A 21057-nucleotide genomic window follows, 5' to 3' on the forward strand; every position below is an offset into this window, starting at 1 on the left:
GGAGCCCGCGGTACTCCAAACATCACCGCAGGTGCGAAAGCTACCGCATCATGGTGAAGATAGACTTAATGAACGTCAGGTGATGCGCCTGAGCAGGCCGAAAAGCCGTTCGAACGTCTTGCCATAGGGCGGCCGCAGAAGGCTCCCCGCGCTCAAGCGCGACTGCAGGAACACCGGTTTCTCCTTGCTGAAGGTGCGGAAACCCCATTCGCCGTGATAGGCGCCCATGCCGCTGGCGCCGACGCCGCCAAAGGGCTGGTTCTCCTGCACCAGATGCAGCATGCAGTCGTTGATGGTGACGCCACCGGCGACCGTCTCACGCAGGATGCGCTGGCGGTTGCCGCTGTCGTTGCCGAACCAGTAGAGCGCCAGCGGCCGGTCGGCCCGGTTCACATGGCCGATCGCATCGTCGACCGTGGCGTATTCGACGATCGGCAGCACCGGGCCGAAAATCTCCTCGCGCATCAGCCGCAGATCGGGGCCGGCGTTGCTGACCAGGGTCGGCAGGAGCTTCCGGCTCGTGGCGCCGAACGCTTCGCCGGCCGGATTTATTTCGGTGACGTCGGCGCCGGCCTCGCGGGCTTCCGCGACCATGGCGCGCAGGCGCTGGTAATGCCGGTCGCTGATGATGGCGGTATAGTCGGGGTTGTCGCGCAGCGAGGGGTAGAGCCGCGCCATGGCGATGGCGAGCTTCGCGGCGACCGTACCGGCTTGTCCCTTCGGCACCAGCAAATAGTCCGGCGCGATGCAGGTCTGCCCGGCATTCAACAACTTGCCATAGGCGACGCTGGCGACCGCAGTGTCGAGATCGCAGGAGGGATCGAGGATCGCCGGCGACTTGCCGCCGAGTTCGAGTGTGACGGGGGTCAGGTTGGCGGCGGCGGCGATCGCGACCTGGCGGCCGACCGCGGTCGAACCGGTGAACAGCAGATGATCGAACGGCATCGAGACGAAGGCCTTCCCCGTATCGGCATCACCGGAAATGACGCTGAGTTCGTCCGGAGCGAAATGTTCGCCGGCCAGCTTGGCCAGCAACCCAGAGAAGGCCGGCGTCAGTTCGGACGGCTTGACCAGCACGCGGTTGCCGGCGGCAAGCGCTGCCGTAACCGGCGCGACGGCGAGCTGGAAGGGATAGTTCCAGGGCGACACGATGCCGACGACCCCGAGCGGCTGCGGCACGAGGCGGTTCCTGCCTGGCAGGAACGGCAAGGTGGTGGCAATCCGGCGCTCCCGCATCCAGCCGCCGACATGGGCGAGCGCATGGCGAATGCCTGCGCGCACGACGAACAGTTCGGCCAGGCGGGTTTCATGCGCCGAGCGGCCGCCGAAGTCGGCGTCGATCGCCGCGCAGATTTCAGTCTCGTGCCGCTCGGTCAGCGCCAGCAGGCGCCTCAGCCGATCCTTGCGGACGCCAAGGTCGGGAAATGGTTGTGCCTTGAAGGCGGCGCGCTGCAGCCGGAACCGTTCGTCCAGCAAATCCTGTCTCACCTGCAGCATCGCGCCCCTCCTGGCGTGTCGGCGAAGGCAAGCTTACATCGCAACGCGGCGGAATCCATCAGGGGTGCGTTTGCCGCTGGGGAAGGCGGCGCCGGCAGTGTTGCCGAGGGCATTGAAAGGGCGGTTGTGATGGGATGAGCGGTGGGCTACTCCAATGCCTCACAAGGAGTTGCCCTTGACCATCTTCCCCGATCTCTCCCGTACGCGAAATATCGCTTGCCGCCAGGTGGCCGCCTGATGCCGGCACAGGCGGCGAGCATGCTGGCCGGCGATTCCAAGCGGCGCGTCCTGAAGGACGTGTTCGGCTTCGACGATTTTCGTCCCGGCCAGGCCGACGTGATGGATGCGCTGCTGGCCGGGCGGCATGTGCTGGCCGTCATGCCGACGGGCGCGGGCAAATCGCTCTGCTACCAGGTTCCGGCGCTGGTTTTGGGCGGGCTCACTCTCGTCGTCTCGCCGCTGGTGGCTCTGATGCAGGACCAGGTCGCGGCGCTGCGGCTTGCCGGCGTGGCGGCCGATACGATCAATTCCTCGCTCGACCGCGAGGCCAACGTCGCCGCCTGGCGCCGTGTGGCATCTGGCCAGACGCGGCTGCTCTATCTGGCGCCGGAGCGGCTGATGACCGAGCGCATGCTGGACGCCCTCTCCAGGCTCCACGTCAGCTTGATCGCCATCGACGAGGCGCATTGCATCTCGCAATGGGGTCCGGCGTTCCGGCCCGAGTATGAGGATCTCTCCCGGTTGCGCGGTATCTTTGCCAATGTGCCGATCGTCGCGGTGACGGCGACGGCCGATGAGAGTACGCGCACCGACATCGCCGCCCGCCTGTTCGCCGAGCAGGTCGAAACGCTGGTGCTGGGTTTCGACCGGCCCAACATCAAGCTGGCCATCGCGCCCAAGCAGGACAGCAAGCGCCAGCTGCTCGGCTTCATCGAGCGCCATGCGGGCAAGAGCGGCATCATCTATTGCTTGTCGCGCAAGAAAACCGAAGAGATGGCGGCCTTTCTGAAGCGCAACGGCGTCACCGCGCTCGCCTATCACGCCGGCATGAACAAGGAGGCGCGTGAAGCCAATCAAAACGCCTTCATGACCTTGTCCGGCGTCGTCATGGTGGCGACCATCGCGTTCGGCATGGGCATCGACAAGCCTGACGTCGCCTATGTCTTCCACACCGATATGCCGGGCAGCTTGGAAGCCTACTATCAGGAAATCGGCCGAGCCGGCCGCGACGGACGCGAGGCCGAGGCGCATATGCTTTACGGCCTTGGCGACATCCGCATGCGCCGGCTGTTCATCGACGACGAGGATGCCTCGTCAGAGCACAAGAGGCGGTCGCACCGCCGGTTGGACACGCTGATCGGCTATTGCGAGACCGCGCAATGCCGCCGCCAGGTGCTGCTCGGTTATTTCGGCGAAGAGGCTCAAGCCTGCGGCAATTGCGACAACTGCCTCGATCAGGCGCCGCGCGCCGATGGCAGTACCGAAGCACGGAAGATCCTCGCGGCAATTGCAGAGAGCGGTGAGCGCTTCGGCGCGTCCCATGTCACCGATATCCTGCTTGGCCACGAGACCGAGAAGGTGCTGGCGAGAGCTCATCAAACACTCAGCAGTTTTGGCGCCGGCGCCGCGCACAGGAAAACAGTGTGGCTGTCGCTGATCCGGCAACTGGTGGCCGGCGGGTTCCTCATGCCGGATCCCGAGGGCCATGGCGGTCTCGCCATCTCCGAAAGCGGCCGCGCGCTCGGCCGTGGCGAGATTGCATTCCAGTATCGCGTCGAGGCGCGGGATCCTTTCGTGCGGGGCAGGAAGCGTCCCGGGGAAGGCGCCGCCGCGGAAGCCGAGGGCGTCGATGCTTCGCTGCTGGCGGCGCTCAAGTCGCTGCGGCTGCGGCTCGCCAAGGAGCGCCAGGTGCCGGCCTATGTGGTGTTTTCCGACCGCACGCTCATCGACATGGCCGCCCGCCGCCCGCGCGACCTCGATGCGTTTGCCGAAGTGAATGGCGTGGGAGGGGCGAAGCTCAAGGAGTTTGGCGCGATTTTTCTGGCCGCGATCGCGGCGCAACAGGCTGGTTGAAAGCTTGACGGCGAGGGCTGATCTGGCTGATCCAACGAGCAGTATAGGCTAGGTTATCAAAGTTGGGAGCGCAGCCTGCTGGCCAGCCAGTCCGAAATTTTTTCCCGCAGGGGACGCGCTTCCCATTCAGCCAGGGTGATCCGCCGGGATCTCCCAAGGTCCTGGTTGAACAGGTCGATCTGCGTGTTTGCGAAATCCCTGCCGTAGACGTTCAGACTGGCTTCATCGTTCAGCCGCAAGGAGCGTTCGTCCAGATTGGTGGAACCAAAGCTCGTCCAGACGTCGTCAACGATCAGCAGCTTGGGATGATACATGGTGGGCTGAAACTCGTAGATATGCACACCGGCCCTAAGCAAGTCGCCCCAGAAATAGCGCGAGCCCTTCCGAACCAATGGCACGTCCGTCAGCGCGTTCGGAACGATCACATCGACAGACACGTCTCGCTTCCTGGCGTCCAGAATCTGCTGGAGGGCGATGTCGTCGGGGACGAAATAGGCCATTCCGATCCGCAGGTGATCCTTGGCGGCGGCTATCGCGGCCAGCATCATCAATTCCATGTTCTCCGAGCCATTTGGCTGCGAAGAAAGTATCAGCTGGGCGCCGAGCGACCCCGCGGGTTCGGGCGGAGGGTAGAACTTTTGACCTTGCAATGCCTCACCGGTCGTCTCCAACCAATTTTCGGCAAAAGCCGCCTGGAAAGCAGGCACGGCGGTCCCTTCGATCCGATAGTGCGTATCGCGCCATTCATCCGGATTGCGGGCGTCTCCGCGCCAATTGTCGGCGATGCCGACGCCACCCGTAAAAGCCACCCGTCCGTCGACGATGAGCAGTTTGCGATGGGTCCGGTTGTTCACACGGTCCAACGTATACCAATGGATCGGCCGGTAGCGTTGGAACCTCACGCCGGCTCCTGTCATGATGTGGATGAGATCTTCATCGAAAGGCAGACTGCCGACCCAGTCGACAAGCACCCGGACCTCGACACCTTGCCGCGCCTTGGCCGCCAAGGCTTGTGCGAATTCATTTCCGACGTCCCCAGACCAATATATATAGGTCTCAAAATCGATGGTGGACCGGGCCGCGCCGATCGCCTGGAGCATCGAAGGAAAAATCTCGTCGCCGTTCACAAGGGTCTGCACCGCGTTCGCGTTTGACATCTGTCCCAGCGAGTAGCTGCTCATCGACCTGGCGAACTGGGGGTCCGATGCGTCGAAACGATGCGCGACGATCGTCCGCAAAACGCGCGGTTCAGGGGTCAGGTTTATGGCCGCCAACGTGACCAGACCGGCGACAACCGCAACGGCCACATAGCTTAGTGTCTTGAGCAGCGGGCTGAACTTTCGGCCCAACCGCGTTGGCTTCGCGCCTCTCAGCAACGCCACGAAACCGGTAGCGCGCATGTCAGTCGCCCTGCTGCTTGCGATCGCGATGTTTTTCGATGTCCTCGGGCTCTTCATCGTCGATGCGGGTGATGGTCGAAGCAGAATTGTTTGATCTCAGCATTTCGTCCAACTTGGCATGAATGGCCTGGGTATCGCGATGTTCAGCCCGCTGAATGAAGAGCGTCATGGCCCAGGTGAGGAGTGTGGCCGCGCCATGCCAGTTCAAGCTTTGCCGATCGAAAACGATCCAGAAGATCGCATAGGCCAGCAGAACCAGGAATGCTGCCGGACGGGAGGTCCACGTGCCGATCGAGGTGAGGGCGCCGGTAATGGGGTGATTTGCCATCAGCAGGAACTTTCCACGGTAACGCAGGTTCCCGCGAGCGCGTCGGCGAAGGCTGCCGTGCAGCACGGTTGTCTGGCGGGAGCCATCAGGCCCTGACCATCCGTATTGGTTGGGCATTGTCTCGAATGGCTGAAGCGTCAGAGGTTGCAATGGGAGCCTTGCGATCGCGGGCCTTTCTCGGAGCGCCCCAGCGTCGGGACGTTCTCAAGGCAGCCCGGCGAGTACTGCGCCAATACCCTTTCCAGACGCGCGAGCAGAACTTTCCTGGACTTTATCTCGTACCCCAACCGCAATGTGCCTCCCACGCTTTTGCGGTTGGTGGTCAGCTCCTGCTGCAGAATGCCGATGTGGAGGCGAACCTCATCGGCCTGTGCTCGAAGTGCTGCCTTGATTGGCCCTCGACCTTGCATGCTGAACTCGATCTCCGTGGAAACGGATATCGAACTTGAGGGACATGCTTTGGTTCCTCGGCATCGCTTCTTATTTTCCGATCCGCGACAGCCGGTCGCGTCCCGCCGCACGCATGCCAGCGCCTGTCTCCAATCGGGGACAAGCCAGCGAATTGGCGTGAGCCGATGCCGGCGGCATTTTTAACTTGGGGGAATGGCGGAGAGGGAGGGATTCGAACCCCCGATGGGCTTGCACCCATGCCGCATTTCGAGTGCGGTGCATTCGACCACTCTGCCACCTCTCCGCGGTCATGGTCGGCCGTTGCCGGCGCGGCGCACTAGATAACGGCTGAACGGGCAGGTTACAAGGCCAAATCCGTGAGTTATTTGGCTTCCCGGAAAAGCCGCGGATTCACAGCGGTGCTTGCGGCGGGGCCGGTGCGGATTTCCCGCCGTCCCGCATCCTCGCGCTGCTGGCGACGGGAGCGTCGTGCGGTCTTCTCGACCCGGCCCGTGCTTGGCCGCCAATAACAGTTCCGCGCGGCTGTCTGCCTTGACTCCCACGCAACCTTCGGTTAGGGACAGCGCGCAATCGGCGTGGAGGGTTCTTCCACGCCGCTTGTTTTTTGAACCCGCAGACTGACAAAAAGACGGCCGAACCGCTAGAGGCGGTTCATCAAGGCCGACCGAACAGCGAAAGGCAAAAAATGTTCGCAGTCATTAAAACGGGCGGTAAGCAGTATCGCGTTGCCGCCAACGATCTCCTGAAGATCGAAAAAGTCGAAGCCAATGTCGGCGACATCGTCGAGATCGGCCACGTGCTCGCCCATGGCGAGGGCGAGAATGTCACGTTCGGCGCGCCGTTCGTCGATGGCGCCCTGGTGACCGCCGAAGTCGTGGAGCAGGGCAAGAACCGCACGGTCATCGCTTTCAAGAAGCGTCGCCGCCAGAATTCGCGCCGCAAGATCGGCCATCGCCAGCTTTTGACCACCGTGCGGATCTCCGAGATCCTGCTGGGTGGCGCCAAGCCCGCCAAGAAGGCGGCCGTCAAGGCGGAAGCCAAGGCTGAGGTCGCTCCCGAGGCGGCGCCGAAGGAAGCCAAGGCCAAGAAGGACGCCGCCCCCAAGGAAGACGCGAAGGCCGAGGCCGTCGCCGCGCCGCTGTTCAAGGCGCCGAAGGGGGAACCGGACGACCTGACCGTGATCAAGGGCATCGGCCCGGTCGCCGCCAAGGATCTCGCCGAGCAGGGCATCATCACCTTCGCGCAGCTCGCCAAGCTGACCGAGAAGGACGTTGCCAAGATCGACGAGAACATGCCGTTCAGCACCGACCAGATCAAGGACTGGCGCGAGCAGGCCAAGGAACTGGCTAAGAAGTAAGGCGAACCGGCGCGAAACGTCGCCGGATCGGACTTGAAACGGAACGCGAACGCGTTCATAAGACCATTCAAGCGCCCATGGGCGCATCGGAGTTAGTTAGATGGCACACAAGAAAGCTGGCGGCTCGTCGCGCAACGGTCGCGACTCGCATTCCAAGCGTCTGGGCGTGAAAAAGTTCGGCGGCGAAGCCGTCATCCCGGGCAACATCATCATTCGTCAACGCGGCACCACCTGGCATCCCGGCGTCAATGTCGGCATGGGCACGGACCACACCCTTTTCGCGCTCGAAACCGGCGCCGTGACGTTCAACAAAAAAGCCAACGGCCGAACCTACGTATCGGTCAACCCGATTACCAAAGCCGCGGAGTAGCCGGTTCCGCACTAGAAACACCGGCGCCCATCTCGGGACCGGTGTCTGGCAAAACCAGGAAAAGGATCAGGGGAGATGGGTTTCCATCTCCCCTTTTTCTTGTGCCTGGAGGACTTCAAATGGTTGCCGAAGCGGAAGACTCAGAAGACGAAAGTTACGCGATAGATTGCCCGGTGCTGGTCACCGAGCGGCTGGTGATGCGCGCTCCCGATGAGCGGGATATCGCGCAACTGGTCGAGCTTGCCGACAACCGTCACGTTGCCGAGATGCTGGCGCGCATGCCGCACCCCTATGGGGAGGCCGAGGGACGTGCTTTCCTCGCCATGACCAAGGCGCGGCGCGCCGGCATCGCCTATGCGCTGACGCTGGCAGGCACCGACACTTTCGTCGGCTGCGCCGGGCTGAACACCACCGATCGCGGCCTTGAGCTCGGCTACTGGATCGGCGAGCCCCACTGGAAGAAGGGCTACGCGACGGAGGCAGCGCACGCACTGGTCGACCTCGCCTTCCAGAAGACGTCGATCCAGGTGCTGCAGGCCTCGACGAGGGTCATCAATCCGGCTTCACGCCGCGTCATCCACAAATGCGGTTTCCAATATGCCGGCCAGGGCATGCTGAATTCGATCGTTGCCGGCCAGGTGCCCGTCGAGCGTTATCGGCTCGACAGGAAAACCTGGACGAGCCTGCGCAATTGGATCCACTTCTAGGTGCGTCGATATTCAGGTGAGGCCGGCCTGACCTGAATCTCGGCACTCTTGGCACATGGGGCGGAACAGGACAAAATCAGCTGGGGAGCAGACTTGGGCTTAGCCCAGTTCGACCCAGACCGGCCGGTGGTCGGAACCGACTGACTGCCTGTCGACCCACAGGCGCTTCAGCGACCGAGCAAGCGATGCGCTGGTGAAGACGTAGTCGATGCGCTTGTGGCGGCTGGCGTTGGTGGGGTCCTTGGGATCGACCCAAGAGACGAGATCGTCGCCAGCGACATCGAGGCGCAGGGCGGCATCGACGGCGAAATCGGCGGTCAGCGGCATGCCGAATTCATGGTCGGGCCGGCCGGCAAGTTCGACATATTCGGGCGAGCCAGCCAGCATGTTGAAATCGCCCATGCCGACAAAGGCTTCCGGATGCGGCAGTTCCGGCAGGCCGATCTCGGCAACGCCGGACAGCGCGCCGCCTTCGAGCGCGTAGTTCAACAGGCGCCGGCGCAGGAACTGGATCTGGCTGGCGCGTTCGATCGGGCTGCGGTGATCGAGATGGATGGAATAGAAGCGGATGAACCCAAGCGGCGTCTCGATCAGGGCTTCCAGCGCGCCGCGCTGGAAGTTCATCATCTCGAAGCTGCGGCTGCGCGGCAACAACAGGTTGCGCGACAGATGAATGGGCGTTTTCGACAAGACCATGTTGCCGAGCTGGAAGGTCGTGGTGATGGCGCGGCCGTCCTCGATGCCCGAGCCGATATTGGCCTCGAAATTGCTGCCATAGACGGCGAAATAATCGGGCAGCGCCTCGCCGATCTCGGCCACCATGTCGCGGCTGCCGTTCCGGGGATTGTTGCGGGTGACCTCCTGCAGCGCGATGACGTCGGCGCCGCGCACCGCGTCGGCGATGCGCCCGACATCGTAGCGTCCATCGAGACCGATGCCGTACTGGATGTTGTAGGTTACAAGCTTCATTCCGACGTCTCTCCGGCCAACCCCGCGCGGCCATCGTCACAAAACGGCCTCGCCCTTCGCCGCGCCTTGGTTTAGAGCAAGGCCCAAGGTTTAGAGCAATGCCGCAAGGCCAATAAAAGAAACCGCAGTCCCATGAAATTTCTCGATCAAGCCAAGGTCTATGTCCGCTCCGGTGACGGGGGCGCCGGTTCGGTGTCGTTCCGGCGCGAGAAGTTCATCGAGTTCGGTGGGCCGGATGGCGGCGATGGCGGCCGCGGCGGCGATGTCTGGCTGGAAGCGGTCGACGGGCTGAACACGCTGATCGACTATCGCTACCAGCAGCATTTCAAGGCCAAGACCGGAGTCCACGGCATGGGCCGCAACATGACCGGCGCCAAGGGCGCCGATGTCACGCTGAAAGTGCCGGCCGGAACGCAGGTCTTCGAAGAGGACAATGAGACGCTGATCTGCGACCTCACCGTCGTCGGCCAGCGCTTTCTCCTGGCCAAGGGCGGCAATGGCGGCTTCGGCAACCAGCATTTCAAGACCTCGACCAACCAGGCGCCGCGACGCGCCAATCCCGGCCTTCCCGGCGAAGAACTCAATATCTGGCTCAGGCTGAAGCTGATCGCCGATGCCGGGCTGGTCGGGCTGCCGAATGCCGGCAAGTCGACATTCCTGGCCGCGGTCACCGCGGCCAAGCCGAAGATCGCGGACTATCCGTTCACGACCCTGCATCCGGGCCTCGGTGTCGCCCGCATCGATGCGCGCGAATTCGTCATCGCCGACATTCCAGGTCTGATCGAAGGCGCGCATGAGGGCGTCGGCATCGGCGACCGCTTCCTCGGCCATGTCGAGCGCACGCGCGTGCTTTTGCACCTGGTTTCGGCGCAGGAGGAGAATCCGGGCAAGGCCTACAAGACCGTGCGGGCCGAGCTCGACGCCTACGGCCATGGCTTGACCGATAAGGCCGAGATCCTGGCGCTGAGCCAGGTGGACACGCTCGACGCAGACGCGCGCAAGAAGAAAGTCGCCTCGCTGAAGCGTGCCGCCGGCCGCGCGCCGATGCTGCTGTCGGCGGTCACCGGCGAAGGCGTCGAGGCGGTGCAGCGGGCGTTGATGGCTGTCATCGCGGAGGCGCGCGCGCAGACCACACCCGTGGTCGAGACGCGCTGGGAAAAGTAAGGTCATGCAGCCGCTCAGGAAATACCGGCGCATCACCGTCAAGATCGGCTCGGCGTTGCTCGTCGACCGCGCGAGCGGCCTGAAGCGCGACTGGCTGGCCTCGCTCGCCGACGACATCGCGGTGCTTGCCCAGGGAGGAGCCGAAATCCTCGTCGTGTCGTCGGGCGCCATCGCGCTCGGCCGCACCATCCTTGGCCTTGGCAAGCGCGCCCTGAAGCTCGAGGAGAGCCAGGCCGCCGCCGCCGTCGGCCAGATCGCGCTCGCCGGCGCATGGTCGGACGCGCTCGGCAAGGGTGCCTTGAAATCGGGCCAGATCCTTTTGACGCTTGGCGATACCGAGGAGCGCCGGCGTTATCTCAACGCGCGGGCCACCATATCGACGTTGCTCAAGATGAAGGCGGTGCCGGTCATCAACGAGAACGACACGGTGGCGACCTCCGAAATCCGCTATGGCGACAATGACCGGCTGGCGGCCCGTGTCGCCACCATGATGGGCGCGGACCTTTTGGTGCTGCTCTCCGACATTGACGGGCTCTACACCGCGCCGCCAGCATTGGACCCCGGTGCGAAGTTCATTCCGGTGGTCGAGCGCATCACATCAGACATCGAAGCGATGGCCGGAGCCGCCGCGTCCGAGCTGTCGCGCGGCGGCATGCGTACCAAGCTCGATGCGGGCAAGATCGCCACCGCGGCGGGCACGGCGATGATCATCACCTCCGGCACAAGGCTGTCGCCGCTGATGGCGATCGAGCGCGGCGAGCGCGCGACATTCTTCAAGCCCAGCGCCAATCCGGTGAAGGGCTACAAGACCTGGATCGCCGGCCAGCTCGAACCGGCCGGGCGGCTGACCGTCGATGCCGGCGCCATCGGCGCGCTAATTTCGGGCAAGTCGCTGCTGCCGGCCGGGGTCAAGCTGGTCAGCGGCAATTTCTCCCGCGGCGACACGGTGGCGATCCTGTCGCCCGAGGGCCGCGAGATCGCGCGCGGGCTGGTTGCCTACGATGCCACCGATGCCGTAAGGATCGCAGGCCTGAAGACGGGCGAGATCGAGACCGTGCTCGGTTACGAGGCGCGTTCGGCGATGATCCACCGCGACGATCTCGTCGTAAGTCACGCCGGCGACGACACAGGCGGAGGATGAGCCATGCTGAAGCTGCATGAAAAATCCGGGGACGACACCGTGGCGCTGATGGCCGATATCGGCCGCCGCGCTCGCGCTGCCGCCCGACCGCTGGCCATCGCCACCGCCGCCGGCAAGAACGCCGCGCTTGTCGCTATGGCCGACGCGATCATTTCCCGCGAGCGGGACATTCTCGACGCCAACGCCATCGATGTCTCGAATGGCCACGAATCCGGACTTTCCGGCTCCTTCATGGATCGGCTGAAGCTCGATCCGGCACGCATCCGCGCGATGGCGGACGGCATTCGCGAAATCGCTGCCCTGCCCGATCCAGTCGGTGATGTCATCGCCGCGTGGGAGCGGCCGAACGGTCTGCACATAGAGCGCGTGCGCACGCCGCTCGGTGTCGTCGGCGTGATCTATGAAAGCCGGCCGAACGTGACGGCGGATGCCGGCGCGCTCTGCCTCAAGGCTGGCAATCCGGTGATCCTGCGCGGCGGCTCGGATTCGCTCAATTCCTCCTCGGCGATCCATGCGTGCCTTGTCGAAGGACTGAAGGCGGCCGGTATGCCTGAGGATGCCATCCAGCTGGTGCCGACCACCGATCGCGCCGCGGTCGGCGAGATGCTCAAGGGCCTTGGCGGCACGCTCGACGTGATCATCCCGCGCGGCGGCAAAAGCCTTGTCGGACGGGTGCAGGGCGAGGCACGGGTGCCGGTCTTCGCCCATCTCGAAGGCATCTGCCATCTCTATATCGACCGCTCCGCCGAGCTCGACATGGCGGTGCGGGTCGCCGTCAACGCCAAGATGCGGCGCACCGGCGTCTGCGGTGCCGCCGAAACGCTGCTGGTCGACCGTGCGGTCGCCGCCACCCATCTGATGCCGATCCTCGACGCGCTTCGCGCCGCCGGCTGCGAGATCCATGCCGATGCCGAAGTGATGAAAATGTTTTTCGACGCCAAGCCGGCGACCGATGCCGACTGGGTGACCGAATATCTCGACGCCATCATCGCGGTGAAGCTGGTCGACGGCATCGGTGGCGCGATCGAGCATATCGAAACTTTCTCCTCGCATCACACGGAGGCGATCGTCGCCGAGAATGCCAACACCGTTGAGCGCTTCTTCAACGAGATCGATTCGGCGATCCTGCTGCACAATGCCTCGACGCAGTTCGCCGATGGCGGCGAGTTCGGCATGGGTGCCGAAATCGGCATCGCCACCGGCAAGATGCACGCGCGCGGGCCCGTCGGCGTCGAGCAATTGACCTCGTTCAAATACCGCGTGCGCGGGTCGGGACAGGTGAGGCCTTGACGTCTTTCGTTGCTAGAGCCTGAGGCGATGCTGGCGTCTTCTGAACCGGCAATATCCTCCGCTTATCTGAAAATGCCGCATGCCGAGAAGGGCCTTGCCGTCGGCCTGTTCGGCGGTTCGTTCAACCCGCCTCATGCCGGCCACGCATTGGTCGCCGAAATCGCTTTGCGGCGTCTGGGGCTGGACCAGCTTTGGTGGATGGTGACCCCAGGCAATCCGCTGAAGAGCACACGCGAGCTGGCGCCGCTGGGCGAGCGCATCGCGTTTTCCGAGAAGGTCGCCAAGAACCCGAAGATCAAGGTCACAGCCTTCGAGGCGGCACACAATGTGCGCTACACCGCCGACACGCTGGCGCTGGTCAAGGCGCGCAATCCCGGCGTCGACTTCGTCTGGATCATGGGGGCCGATTCCCTGCGGGACTTCCATCGCTGGCAGCGCTGGCGCGAGATCGTCATGACCTTTCCGATCGCGGTCATCGACCGACCGGGCGCCACGCTGTCCTTTCTGTCGTCGGTTGTCGCCAAGACCTTCGATTACGCCCGCATCGACGAAGGCGACGCGCCAAGGCTGGCGCGGATGAAGGCGCCGGCCTGGACCTTCATTCACGGGCCGCGTTCCTCGCTGTCGTCGAGCGCCATTCGGCAAATGACGAAGGGTTGAGCGTCTCGTCCATCCGGCCATGTCGTTTTTACAGCGGCGTCCGCCTGACCCATGGGCGATGCTGATCAGCCATGGCGATTCAGAAGCAAACCCATCCCACGATCGGCCCCGACCAGGGCAACACGCCTGCGCCGCTGATCGCGATTGCCAGTGTCATCGTGTCGATGGCGCTGATTGCTATCGGCAACGGGCTGATGTTCGCCTATATCCCCGTCCGGCTCGGCATCGAGGGATTCGATCCAGTCTGGGCAGGGCTGATCGTCACCGGCCTGTCGGCCGGCGGCCTCGCCGGCTGTATCCTGACCGGCCCGCTGGTGCGCAGGGGCGGCCACGCACGTGCCTTCATGGTGTTGTCGGCGCTGATCGCGCTGTCCAATGCCGCCATCGGCGCCGGCCCGCACCCGCTGCTGTGGATCGTGGCGCGCGCACTTTACGGCTTTGCGATATGCGGCCTGTTCATCGTCGCGCAGAGTTGGCTCAACGATGCACTGCCGAACGCCGTCCGCGGCCGGGTGATGGCTGTGTTCTATGTCGCCTACATTGCCGGTCTTGGCGTTGGTTATGCGACGCTTGCCGTGATCGACATTCACACGGCCGCCGCGTCGCTGATCGGCATCGCCTTTACCGCTCTGTCGATCCTGCCTGTCGGCATGACACGCCTTGCCCAGCCGCCGGCGCCGCAGGCTGCTTCGGTGGCGTTGCGCCAAGCCTGGCGGATTTCGCCGGTCGGCGTCGCCGGCATGCTGGCGGTCGGCGGCCTGTCGATGATCATTTCCGGCTTCGCGCCCATCCACGCCACGGCCAAGGGCTACAGCGAAGCCGATGTCGCGCTGCTGCTGTCGGCAATGCCGGTCGGCACGCTGATCCTGCAGATACCGCTCGGCTGGCTCTCCGACCGTACTGATCGGCGCTACGTGCTTGCCGGCGCCGCGGCGCTGGCGGTCGTTGCCAGCGTGCTCGCCATCGCCTTCGACGGCGGTGCGCTGATGGCTCTGGTGGTGATCTACCTGATCTGGGACGGGGCGGCGGAATCGATCTATGCGCTCTCCAGCGCACATGCCGCCGACCGCGCCAGGAAGGATGAACTGCTGGCGCTGTCGAGCTCGATGCTGTTTGCCTGGTCGCTCGCCGGGTTCATCGTGCCAGGCATCGTCACGGCGCTTTCCGCCGTCTTCGGCACGGCAACCTTCATCTATGTCGGCATCGTCATCGCCTCGGTATTCTGCCTTTTCGTGCTGTGGCGGGTGATCGCGGCTGGCCGCGTTCCGGCGGCCGCCACGGGCAGTTTCGCGCCGATGTCGGCGCATGCGCCCTTGCCGGTCGAACTCGCCTTCGCGCCGGACGAAGCGGTCCGCCACAGGGGCGACTGATTACTGCTTGCGGGCCTCGGGTGGCGGTGCCTCCGGAGGCGGCTGCGGGATCGAGATGCCCTCGCTGTCGAAGGCCTGCTTGGCGCGTTTCGTCATGTCGGTGGCGAAATGGTCCGCCGCCGCGGTCCAGTAGCGCAAGGTGAGCGAAACGGTCGTATCGCCGAGCCCGGCCACGAAGGCGATCGGCGCCGGTTCGCGGCGGATGCGCTTCTCGGCACCGGCAATGGCAAGCAATGTCTTCTGGGCGCCGTCCATGTCGTTCCAGGAGCCGATGCTGAGTGTGATGTCAGTGCGGCGCACGCCGTTGCGGGTGAAATTGCGCACCGGCTGATTCCACAGCGTCGAATTGGGCGCCAATATGTAGATGCCGTCGGCGGTTCTGAGCTTGGTGGCGAATAGGCCGATTTCCTCGACCGAACCGGCAATGGAACCGACCTCAACGGATTCGCCAATGCGGAATGGCCGCAGAGCAAGCAGCATGATGCCGGCGGCGATGTTCTGCAGCGTGCCTTGCAGGGCCAGACCGATGGCGAGGCCGATGGCGCAGATCGCGGCGATGATCGATGCCGTCTGCACGCCGAACTGGCCTAGCACCNAGACCGATGGCGAGGCCGATGGCGCAGATCGCGGCGATGATCGATGCCGTCTGCACGCCGAACTGGCCTAGCACCATGATGACGACGAGGATCAGAATGGCGTAGCGCGCGATCTTCGAAAAGAAATGCCGCAGAGTCGCGTCGAAACCATGGATATGGCCGAGGCCAGCCGAGATCGAGCGCTCGGCAAGGTTGGCAACGCTGTAGCCGACCACCAGGAGGATGACGGCGCCGAGGGCGGAAAAGGAATAGGAGACGATCAGCGTACTCAGCTGCGCGAGCCCGGTCTGGACGGTGAGAAAGGTGTTTTGTGGGTCGATCGGCATGGCGGGGTTCCGGTTGGTCGGTCAGCCGGTAATCGCTGCGGAAGGGCTGGGTTCCGATGTTTTTGCGTCTCGCGTGGAACAACATTCCAGTCGGCGAGTTCGCGTCGATCGGGGCTCCGTCTTGAAACTGCAACGGAACTCTGCCTATCTAAGTGGTGTCACCTGCTTTAAGGGGTGATTTGGTTGTTCTTGCTGCGAAAGGAAATACACTGAGAACAGCACTGCGGAAGAAGGCCGACATCGTGCCTTCGCCGGCCAGGATCAGCGTAGACGACGCCGTGTCCCGTGCCATCAAGACAGTCCTTGCCAGTCTGGAAGACTCCAAGGCCGAAAACATTGTCTCAATCGACATTCAGGGGAAATCGAGCCTCGGCGACTACATGGTCGTTGCGTCGGGCCGATCGCACCGTCATGTCGCGGCTGTCGCCGATCATCTCCTCAAGGCGCTCAAGGATGCCGGTCTCGGCACCGCGCGCGTCGAGGGACTGTCCGGCGCCGACTGGGTCCTGATCGATTCTGGTGATATCATCGTCCATGTCTTCCGTCCCGAAGTCCGCGAATTCTACAATCTCGAAAAGATGTGGCAGGCGCCGGATCTCGAGGAAGAGACCCTCCACTAAGCCGATTGTGTTCGATGCATGTCGTTGCCGTAAACCGGTTCCCTCTGTCGGGTGACATGCATTAGCGGCTATAGAGGCGAGGATGAAGATTTCAGTTCATGCCGTGGGCCGAATGAAAGCCGGCCCCGAGCGGGAGTTGGCCGACCGCTATTTCGAGCGCTTCGCCAAGAGCGGCCCCGGCGTGGGGCTCGAATTCGCCGGGATCACCGAGATCGCCGAGGGCCGCGCGCAGAGCGCCACCGAGCGCCAGCGCGACGAAGGTTCGCGGCTGCAGGCACAGCTGCAGCCAGGCACGGCCCTCATCCTGCTCGATGAGCGAGGCAAGAGCCTGTCTTCACAGGATTTCGCCGGCCGTCTCGGACAGTTGCGCGACGGCGGGCGCAAGGCGCTGGTCCTCGCCATCGGTGGCCCCGACGGCCATGATCCGTCGCTGCGCGGCCAGGCCGAGCTGGTGATGTCGTTCGGGGCGCTCACCTGGCCGCATCAGCTGGTGCGGGTGATGCTGGGTGAACAACTCTACAGGGTAGCGACGATCCTGTCGGGTCATCCCTATCACCGATCCTGAAAGCCGCCGGATCGCACCGAATTTGGCCCCAAATGCCGCGCAAGATTCGACGTGGGCCTGTTTTTCCGTTGCATTGCGTTATTGCGAACCCTTTGGGCGACAGGCGCTAACATGGTTGATGATTCGTTAACGAAGGCGCGGATAGAATCGATCGCGAATGTCTGAAGGCTGGAAATCGACGACGGGCTCATCGACGGGGGGCTCCTGGCGCGTGCGCTGCGGTATCGCCGCCGCGGCGGCGCTTCTGTCGCTGCATGCGGTGCGGGCCGAAAATACGCTCGATATGGCGCCCGATCCGGACCAGAGCCGTGCCGAATACGAGCAGGTTTCGAAGGAAATAACGCTGTCGTCCGAACGGCTGGCCAAGCTCGCCGCCGATATCGCAACGGTCAAGAAGGACCACGCCTCGATCACGGCGGCACTCATCCAGTCGGCGATGACCGAGCAGAAGCTCGGCCAGGACATCGAGGACATCGGCGCCAAGCTGGAAGGGCTGAAGGGCCAGCAGCAGAAGATTCGCGCTTCGCTGGCGGCGCGACGCGACGTGCTGGCCGAAGTGCTGGGTGCCCTGCAGCGCATGGGGCTCAACCCGCCGCCGGCGATCCTGGTGAAGCCGGAAGATGCGCTGTCGTCGGTGCGCAGCGCCATCCTGCTCGGCGCCGTGGTGCCGGAACTGCGCCAGCAGACCGACAGCCTGCTGGCCGATCTCAAGGAGCAGACCCGGGTGACGGCTTCGATCGAGGCCGAACGGGCGCGGCTGACGGCGGCGGTCGGCGATCAGACGGCGGAAAAGAAGCGGCTCGGCATGCTGCTCGAAGCCAAGCAGAAGCTCGAGACCGACACGAAGGCGCAGATGGCGGCCGAACAGCAGCGTTCCGAGCAATTGGCGGCCAAAGCCAGTAGCCTGAAGGATCTGATCGCCTCGCTCGAAGCGCAGGCGGACAAGAACCGCAGGGCCGCGGACGCCGCGAAGACAGCCGCCGCTGGCCAGGCCGGCGGCACCGAGCCCGGTGGCGACCAGACGGCATCGCTGCCGGTTCCCGAAGGCAACAGGTTGACCGCCGCGGCGCCTTTCTCGGCGCTGCAAGGACAGGTCGCCCTGCCGGTCACCGGTCGCATCAAACGCAGGTTTGGCGCCGACGACGGTAACGGCGCCTTGATGCTTGGGGACATGGTTGCGACACAATCGGGAGCCATCGTTACCGCGCCGGCGGATGGGAATGTGCTTTATGCGGGGCCGTTTCGCTCCTACGGTCAACTCTTGATCCTCAATGCCGGCGACGGTTATCATGTCGTCTTGGCTGGGATGAGCAGAATCAGCGTCGCGACTGGCCAGTCGGTGCTTGCAGGAGAGCCGGTCGGCGCGATGGGAGAAGCCCGGGTGGCAAGCACCTCGGTTTCGAAGAATGGAAATGCCACGCCGGAGCTCTATGTCGAGTTCCGCAAGGATGGAAAACCCGTCGATCCGGCCCCATGGTGGGCGGACCGTTTTTCTGGAAGGACGTGAAATGATGCGGAAACTGTCGCTTCTGTTTGCCGGTGCGCTGATGGGCGCGTCCGCCATGAGCCTTGTCTATGGCGCACCCGGCTCGGCGGCGAACGCTGCGGGGTCTGAGACCTACAAGCAACTGGCGATCTTCGGCGACATCTTCGAGCGGGTGCGGGCGCAGTATGTGACCCCGCCCGACGACAAGTCGCTGGTCGAGAACGCCATTAACGGCATGCTTTCCTCGCTCGACCCGCACTCCTCCTACATGAACGCCGAACAGGCGCAGGACATGCGCGTGCAGACCAAGGGCGAGTTCGGCGGCCTCGGCATCGAGGTCACCATGGAGAACGACCTGGTCAAGGTGATCACGCCGATCGACGACACGCCGGCCGCCAAGGCTGGTGTGCTGGCCGGCGACTATATCGCCAAGATAGACGGCGAGGAGGTTCGCGGCCTGACGCTCAACGACGCGGTCGACAAGATGCGCGGCCTGGTCAACACGCCGATCAAGCTGACCATCCTGCGCCAGGGCGCCGACAAGCCGATCGAGCTGACGGTGGTGCGCGACATCATCAAGGTCAAGGCGGTCAAGTTCCGGGTCGAGAACGATATCGGCTACATGAAGATCACCTCCTTTACCGAAAAGACCTATGACGACCTCGAGAACGCCATCGAGACCATCAAGAAGCAGGTGCCGGACGACAAGCTGAAGGGCTATGTGCTCGACCTGCGCCTCAATCCGGGCGGCCTGCTCGACCAGGCGGTGAGCGTGTCGGATGCCTTCCTCAAGCGCGGCGAGATCGTCTCGACGCGCGGACGCGATCCAAAGGACGTCACCCGCTTCGACGCCAAGCCGAAGCAGACCGACGACATCAACGGCAAGCCGATGATCGTGCTCGTCAATGGCGGCTCGGCCAGCGCCTCGGAAATCGTCGCCGGCGCGCTGCAGGACCTGCGCCGCGTCACGGTGGTCGGCACGCAGTCCTTCGGCAAGGGCTCGGTGCAGACCATCATTCCGCTCGGCGAGAATGGCGCGCTCAGGCTGACGACGGCGCTCTATTACACGCCGTCGGGCAAATCGATCCAGGGCAAGGGCATCACGCCCGACATCAAGGTCGACCAGCCGCTGCCGCCCGAACTGCAGGGCAGGGACCTGACGCGCGGCGAATCCGATCTCAAGGGCCATATCAAGGGCGCCGACGAGAGCAAGACCGGCTCGGGTTCCGCAGCCTATGTGCCGCCGGATCCGAAGGACGACCTGCAGCTCATCTATGCCGAGCAGCTGCTGCGGGGCCAGAAGACCGATCCGGCCTTCCCGCCCAATCCGGAAAAGGCCGTGCTCAACCAGTAAGGCAACCGGTCTGGCCGGTTGAACGAAGCGATGCGATGCTGCCGGGACCGAAAGGTTCCGGCAGTTTGATTCGGGGGGCAGGACCAAGCCTCCAGATACGGCGCCAAGGGGCGCCAGGATTGATGAATTCGTGCATGTGTTGCGGAAGGAGGTCGCCTTCGGAACCGTGCATCGGGGACAGGGCTTGGCTGATATCGGCAAGGACATCGAACGCCCGCTTGGACAGGCCGTCCGGGCGCCTCGCGCCGCCGGCAAGATCAGCGTCGGTGTGATCGCGATGAGCGCGATCGTGCTTGCCGTGGTCGGCGTCTCGGCCGCGATCGCGTTCAGGGAAAAGCCGTTTCGAAAGCCGCAGGAAGTCGCCGTCTCGACGCCGAAAGTGACCGCGGCGGCCGAGCCCGCCGCGTCGCCTCCCGCATTGGCCCCGGCGGCGACGCCAAAGGTGGAGATGCCGGCCAAGACGGGCGGTCCGCAAATCATTCATGTGCAGACCGAAGAAGGCGACAGCCCGCCAAAGGCGGCGATCGTCATTCGCGATCCATCGACCGTCGGCCAGAACCTCAAAATCGCGCATATTCCCGACAGGGCGCTGATAGAAACCAGTGAAACCGGGCCCTTGCCGATGCGCTCCGCCGACGGAAGGCGACCCTTCGACGTCTATGCGCGGCCATGGTCCGGCACGCGTGGCGCACGTGTGGCGATCATCATCGGCGGGCTCGCGGTTTCACAGACCGGCACCCAGGCGGCGATCGCCAAGCTGCCGGCGGAAGTGACGCTGGCCTTCGCGCCACAGGGCAATAGCATCGGCCGTTGGATGCAGGCCGCAAGGCAGAGCGGGCACGAAGTCGTCATGCAGGTGCCGCTCGAGCCGTTCGACTATCCCAAGGTCAACCCCGGCCGCAACACGCTGACGGTGGCGGCGAGCGCGGAAGAAAACCTGAAAAACCTGCACTGGGCGCTGTCGCGGACGACGAACTATACCGGTGTCATGAACTATATGGGCGCGCGGTTTTCCGCCGACTCCGCGGCGATGGAGCCGTTCATGGCCGAACTTGGCAAAAGGGGCCTCGCCTATATCGACGACGGCTCGTCGGCGCGCAGCCTGGCTCCGGACATGGCGCTGAGGGATGGTGTGCCTTTCGTCGCCGGCGACACGGCGATCGACGCGGTGCAGGATCGCGGCGCCATCCTGAAGAAGCTCGACAGTCTCGAAGCGACCGCGCGTGCCAAAGGCACGGCCGTCGGCATCGGCTCGGCTTTCGACCTGACGGTCGACACGGTGTCGTCATGGGTGGCCGAGGCCAAGAAGCGCGGCATTGAGATCGTGCCGATTTCAGCGGTGGCCGTCGATCCGCAAAAGGGTTAGCCAAGGC

Annotated in this window: 18 protein-coding genes, 1 tRNA gene and 1 pseudogene; 14 read left to right on the top strand and 6 right to left on the bottom strand. The window is 64.1% G+C overall.

What is annotated here, in order from left to right; translation table 11 throughout:
• Nucleotides 1-75: 75 nt before the first annotated feature.
• Nucleotides 76-1497, bottom strand: a complete 1422-nt coding sequence (locus X739_RS150415; RefSeq protein WP_023771750.1) for a coniferyl aldehyde dehydrogenase — start codon at nt 1495-1497, stop codon at nt 76-78.
• 237 nt (nt 1498-1734) lie between these two features.
• Between X739_RS150415 and recQ the strand changes: the two genes are divergently transcribed.
• Entirely contained in the window at nt 1735-3570 is a 1836-nt protein-coding gene (gene recQ / locus X739_RS150410; protein ID WP_023771749.1) for a DNA helicase RecQ, read from the top strand.
• A gap of 56 nt (nt 3571-3626) precedes the next feature.
• Here recQ and X739_RS150405 read toward each other — a convergent pair whose 3' ends face one another.
• The 3 genes from X739_RS150405 to X739_RS150390 all read right to left on the bottom strand — a co-directional run bounded on the left by X739_RS150405 (nt 3627) and on the right by X739_RS150390 (nt 5992).
• Entirely contained in the window at nt 3627-4970 is a 1344-nt protein-coding gene (locus X739_RS150405) for a phospholipase D-like domain-containing protein (protein ID WP_023771748.1), read from the bottom strand.
• 1 nt (nt 4971) lies between these two features.
• Nucleotides 4972-5415 (bottom strand): low affinity iron permease family protein, encoded by a 444-nt coding sequence (locus tag X739_RS150400; protein ID WP_348524172.1) that lies wholly within the window; start codon nt 5413-5415, stop codon nt 4972-4974.
• Between the two features lie 487 nt (nt 5416-5902).
• Nucleotides 5903-5992 (bottom strand) — tRNA-Ser (locus tag X739_RS150390).
• Nucleotides 5993-6394: 402 nt separating this feature from the next.
• Between X739_RS150390 and X739_RS150385 the strand changes: the two genes are divergently transcribed.
• The 3 genes from X739_RS150385 to X739_RS150375 all read left to right on the top strand — a co-directional run bounded on the left by X739_RS150385 (nt 6395) and on the right by X739_RS150375 (nt 8143).
• Nucleotides 6395-7066 carry a 50S ribosomal protein L21 gene (locus X739_RS150385; RefSeq protein WP_023771745.1) on the top strand — a complete coding sequence of 224 codons (672 nt, stop codon included), beginning with the start codon at nt 6395-6397 and terminating at the stop codon, nt 7064-7066.
• 100 nt (nt 7067-7166) lie between these two features.
• Nucleotides 7167-7436, top strand: a complete 270-nt coding sequence (gene rpmA, locus X739_RS150380; RefSeq protein ID WP_015315190.1) for a 50S ribosomal protein L27 — start codon at nt 7167-7169, stop codon at nt 7434-7436.
• Between the two features lie 119 nt (nt 7437-7555).
• The gene (locus tag X739_RS150375; protein WP_023771744.1) at nt 7556-8143 is read left to right on the top strand and encodes a GNAT family protein; all 588 of its coding nucleotides are present in this window, start codon (nt 7556-7558) and stop codon (nt 8141-8143) included.
• 99 nt (nt 8144-8242) lie between these two features.
• Here X739_RS150375 and X739_RS150370 read toward each other — a convergent pair whose 3' ends face one another.
• Nucleotides 8243-9112 carry an endonuclease/exonuclease/phosphatase family protein gene (locus X739_RS150370; protein WP_023771743.1) on the bottom strand — a complete coding sequence of 290 codons (870 nt, stop codon included), beginning with the start codon at nt 9110-9112 and terminating at the stop codon, nt 8243-8245.
• Between the two features lie 132 nt (nt 9113-9244).
• Here X739_RS150370 and obgE point away from each other — a divergent pair, with 132 nt between their 5' ends.
• From obgE to X739_RS150345, 5 genes are all read left to right on the top strand, one after another.
• Entirely contained in the window at nt 9245-10276 is a 1032-nt protein-coding gene (gene obgE, locus X739_RS150365; RefSeq protein ID WP_023771742.1) for a GTPase ObgE, read from the top strand.
• A 4-nt stretch (nt 10277-10280) separates the two neighbouring features.
• A complete protein-coding gene (gene proB, locus X739_RS150360) occupies nt 10281-11417 on the top strand; it encodes a glutamate 5-kinase (protein WP_023771741.1) in 1137 nt (378 codons plus the stop codon).
• Between the two features lie 3 nt (nt 11418-11420).
• The gene (locus tag X739_RS150355; protein ID WP_023771740.1) at nt 11421-12707 is read left to right on the top strand and encodes a glutamate-5-semialdehyde dehydrogenase; all 1287 of its coding nucleotides are present in this window, start codon (nt 11421-11423) and stop codon (nt 12705-12707) included.
• 27 nt (nt 12708-12734) lie between these two features.
• On the top strand, nt 12735-13367 hold the full coding sequence (locus tag X739_RS150350; protein WP_023771739.1) for a nicotinate-nucleotide adenylyltransferase: 633 nt from the start codon (nt 12735-12737) through the stop codon (nt 13365-13367).
• 71 nt (nt 13368-13438) lie between these two features.
• The gene (locus X739_RS150345; protein WP_023771738.1) at nt 13439-14737 is read left to right on the top strand and encodes an MFS transporter; all 1299 of its coding nucleotides are present in this window, start codon (nt 13439-13441) and stop codon (nt 14735-14737) included.
• Here X739_RS150345 and X739_RS01000000166140 read toward each other — a convergent pair.
• Nucleotides 14738-15659, bottom strand: a pseudogene (locus X739_RS01000000166140) (mechanosensitive ion channel domain-containing protein).
• A gap of 242 nt (nt 15660-15901) precedes the next feature.
• Here X739_RS01000000166140 and rsfS point away from each other — a divergent pair.
• The 5 genes from rsfS to X739_RS150320 all read left to right on the top strand — a co-directional run bounded on the left by rsfS (nt 15902) and on the right by X739_RS150320 (nt 21050).
• The gene (gene rsfS, locus X739_RS150340; protein ID WP_015315198.1) at nt 15902-16279 is read left to right on the top strand and encodes a ribosome silencing factor; all 378 of its coding nucleotides are present in this window, start codon (nt 15902-15904) and stop codon (nt 16277-16279) included.
• An 82-nt stretch (nt 16280-16361) separates the two neighbouring features.
• On the top strand, nt 16362-16844 hold the full coding sequence (gene rlmH / locus X739_RS150335; RefSeq protein WP_023771736.1) for a 23S rRNA (pseudouridine(1915)-N(3))-methyltransferase RlmH: 483 nt from the start codon (nt 16362-16364) through the stop codon (nt 16842-16844).
• A 157-nt stretch (nt 16845-17001) separates the two neighbouring features.
• Nucleotides 17002-18351, top strand: a complete 1350-nt coding sequence (locus tag X739_RS150330; RefSeq protein ID WP_023794834.1) for a murein hydrolase activator EnvC — start codon at nt 17002-17004, stop codon at nt 18349-18351.
• 1 nt (nt 18352) lies between these two features.
• Nucleotides 18353-19684 carry a S41 family peptidase gene (locus X739_RS150325; RefSeq protein ID WP_015315201.1) on the top strand — a complete coding sequence of 444 codons (1332 nt, stop codon included), beginning with the start codon at nt 18353-18355 and terminating at the stop codon, nt 19682-19684.
• A 184-nt stretch (nt 19685-19868) separates the two neighbouring features.
• Nucleotides 19869-21050: a divergent polysaccharide deacetylase family protein gene (locus tag X739_RS150320; RefSeq protein WP_023794835.1), complete on the top strand. Its 1182-nt coding sequence runs from the start codon at nt 19869-19871 to the stop codon at nt 21048-21050.
• Nucleotides 21051-21057: the final 7 nt, after the last annotated feature.

The organism is Mesorhizobium sp. LNHC209A00, assembly GCF_000502915.1.
In the GTDB taxonomy this organism is placed as follows: Bacteria; Pseudomonadota; Alphaproteobacteria; order Rhizobiales; family Rhizobiaceae; genus Mesorhizobium.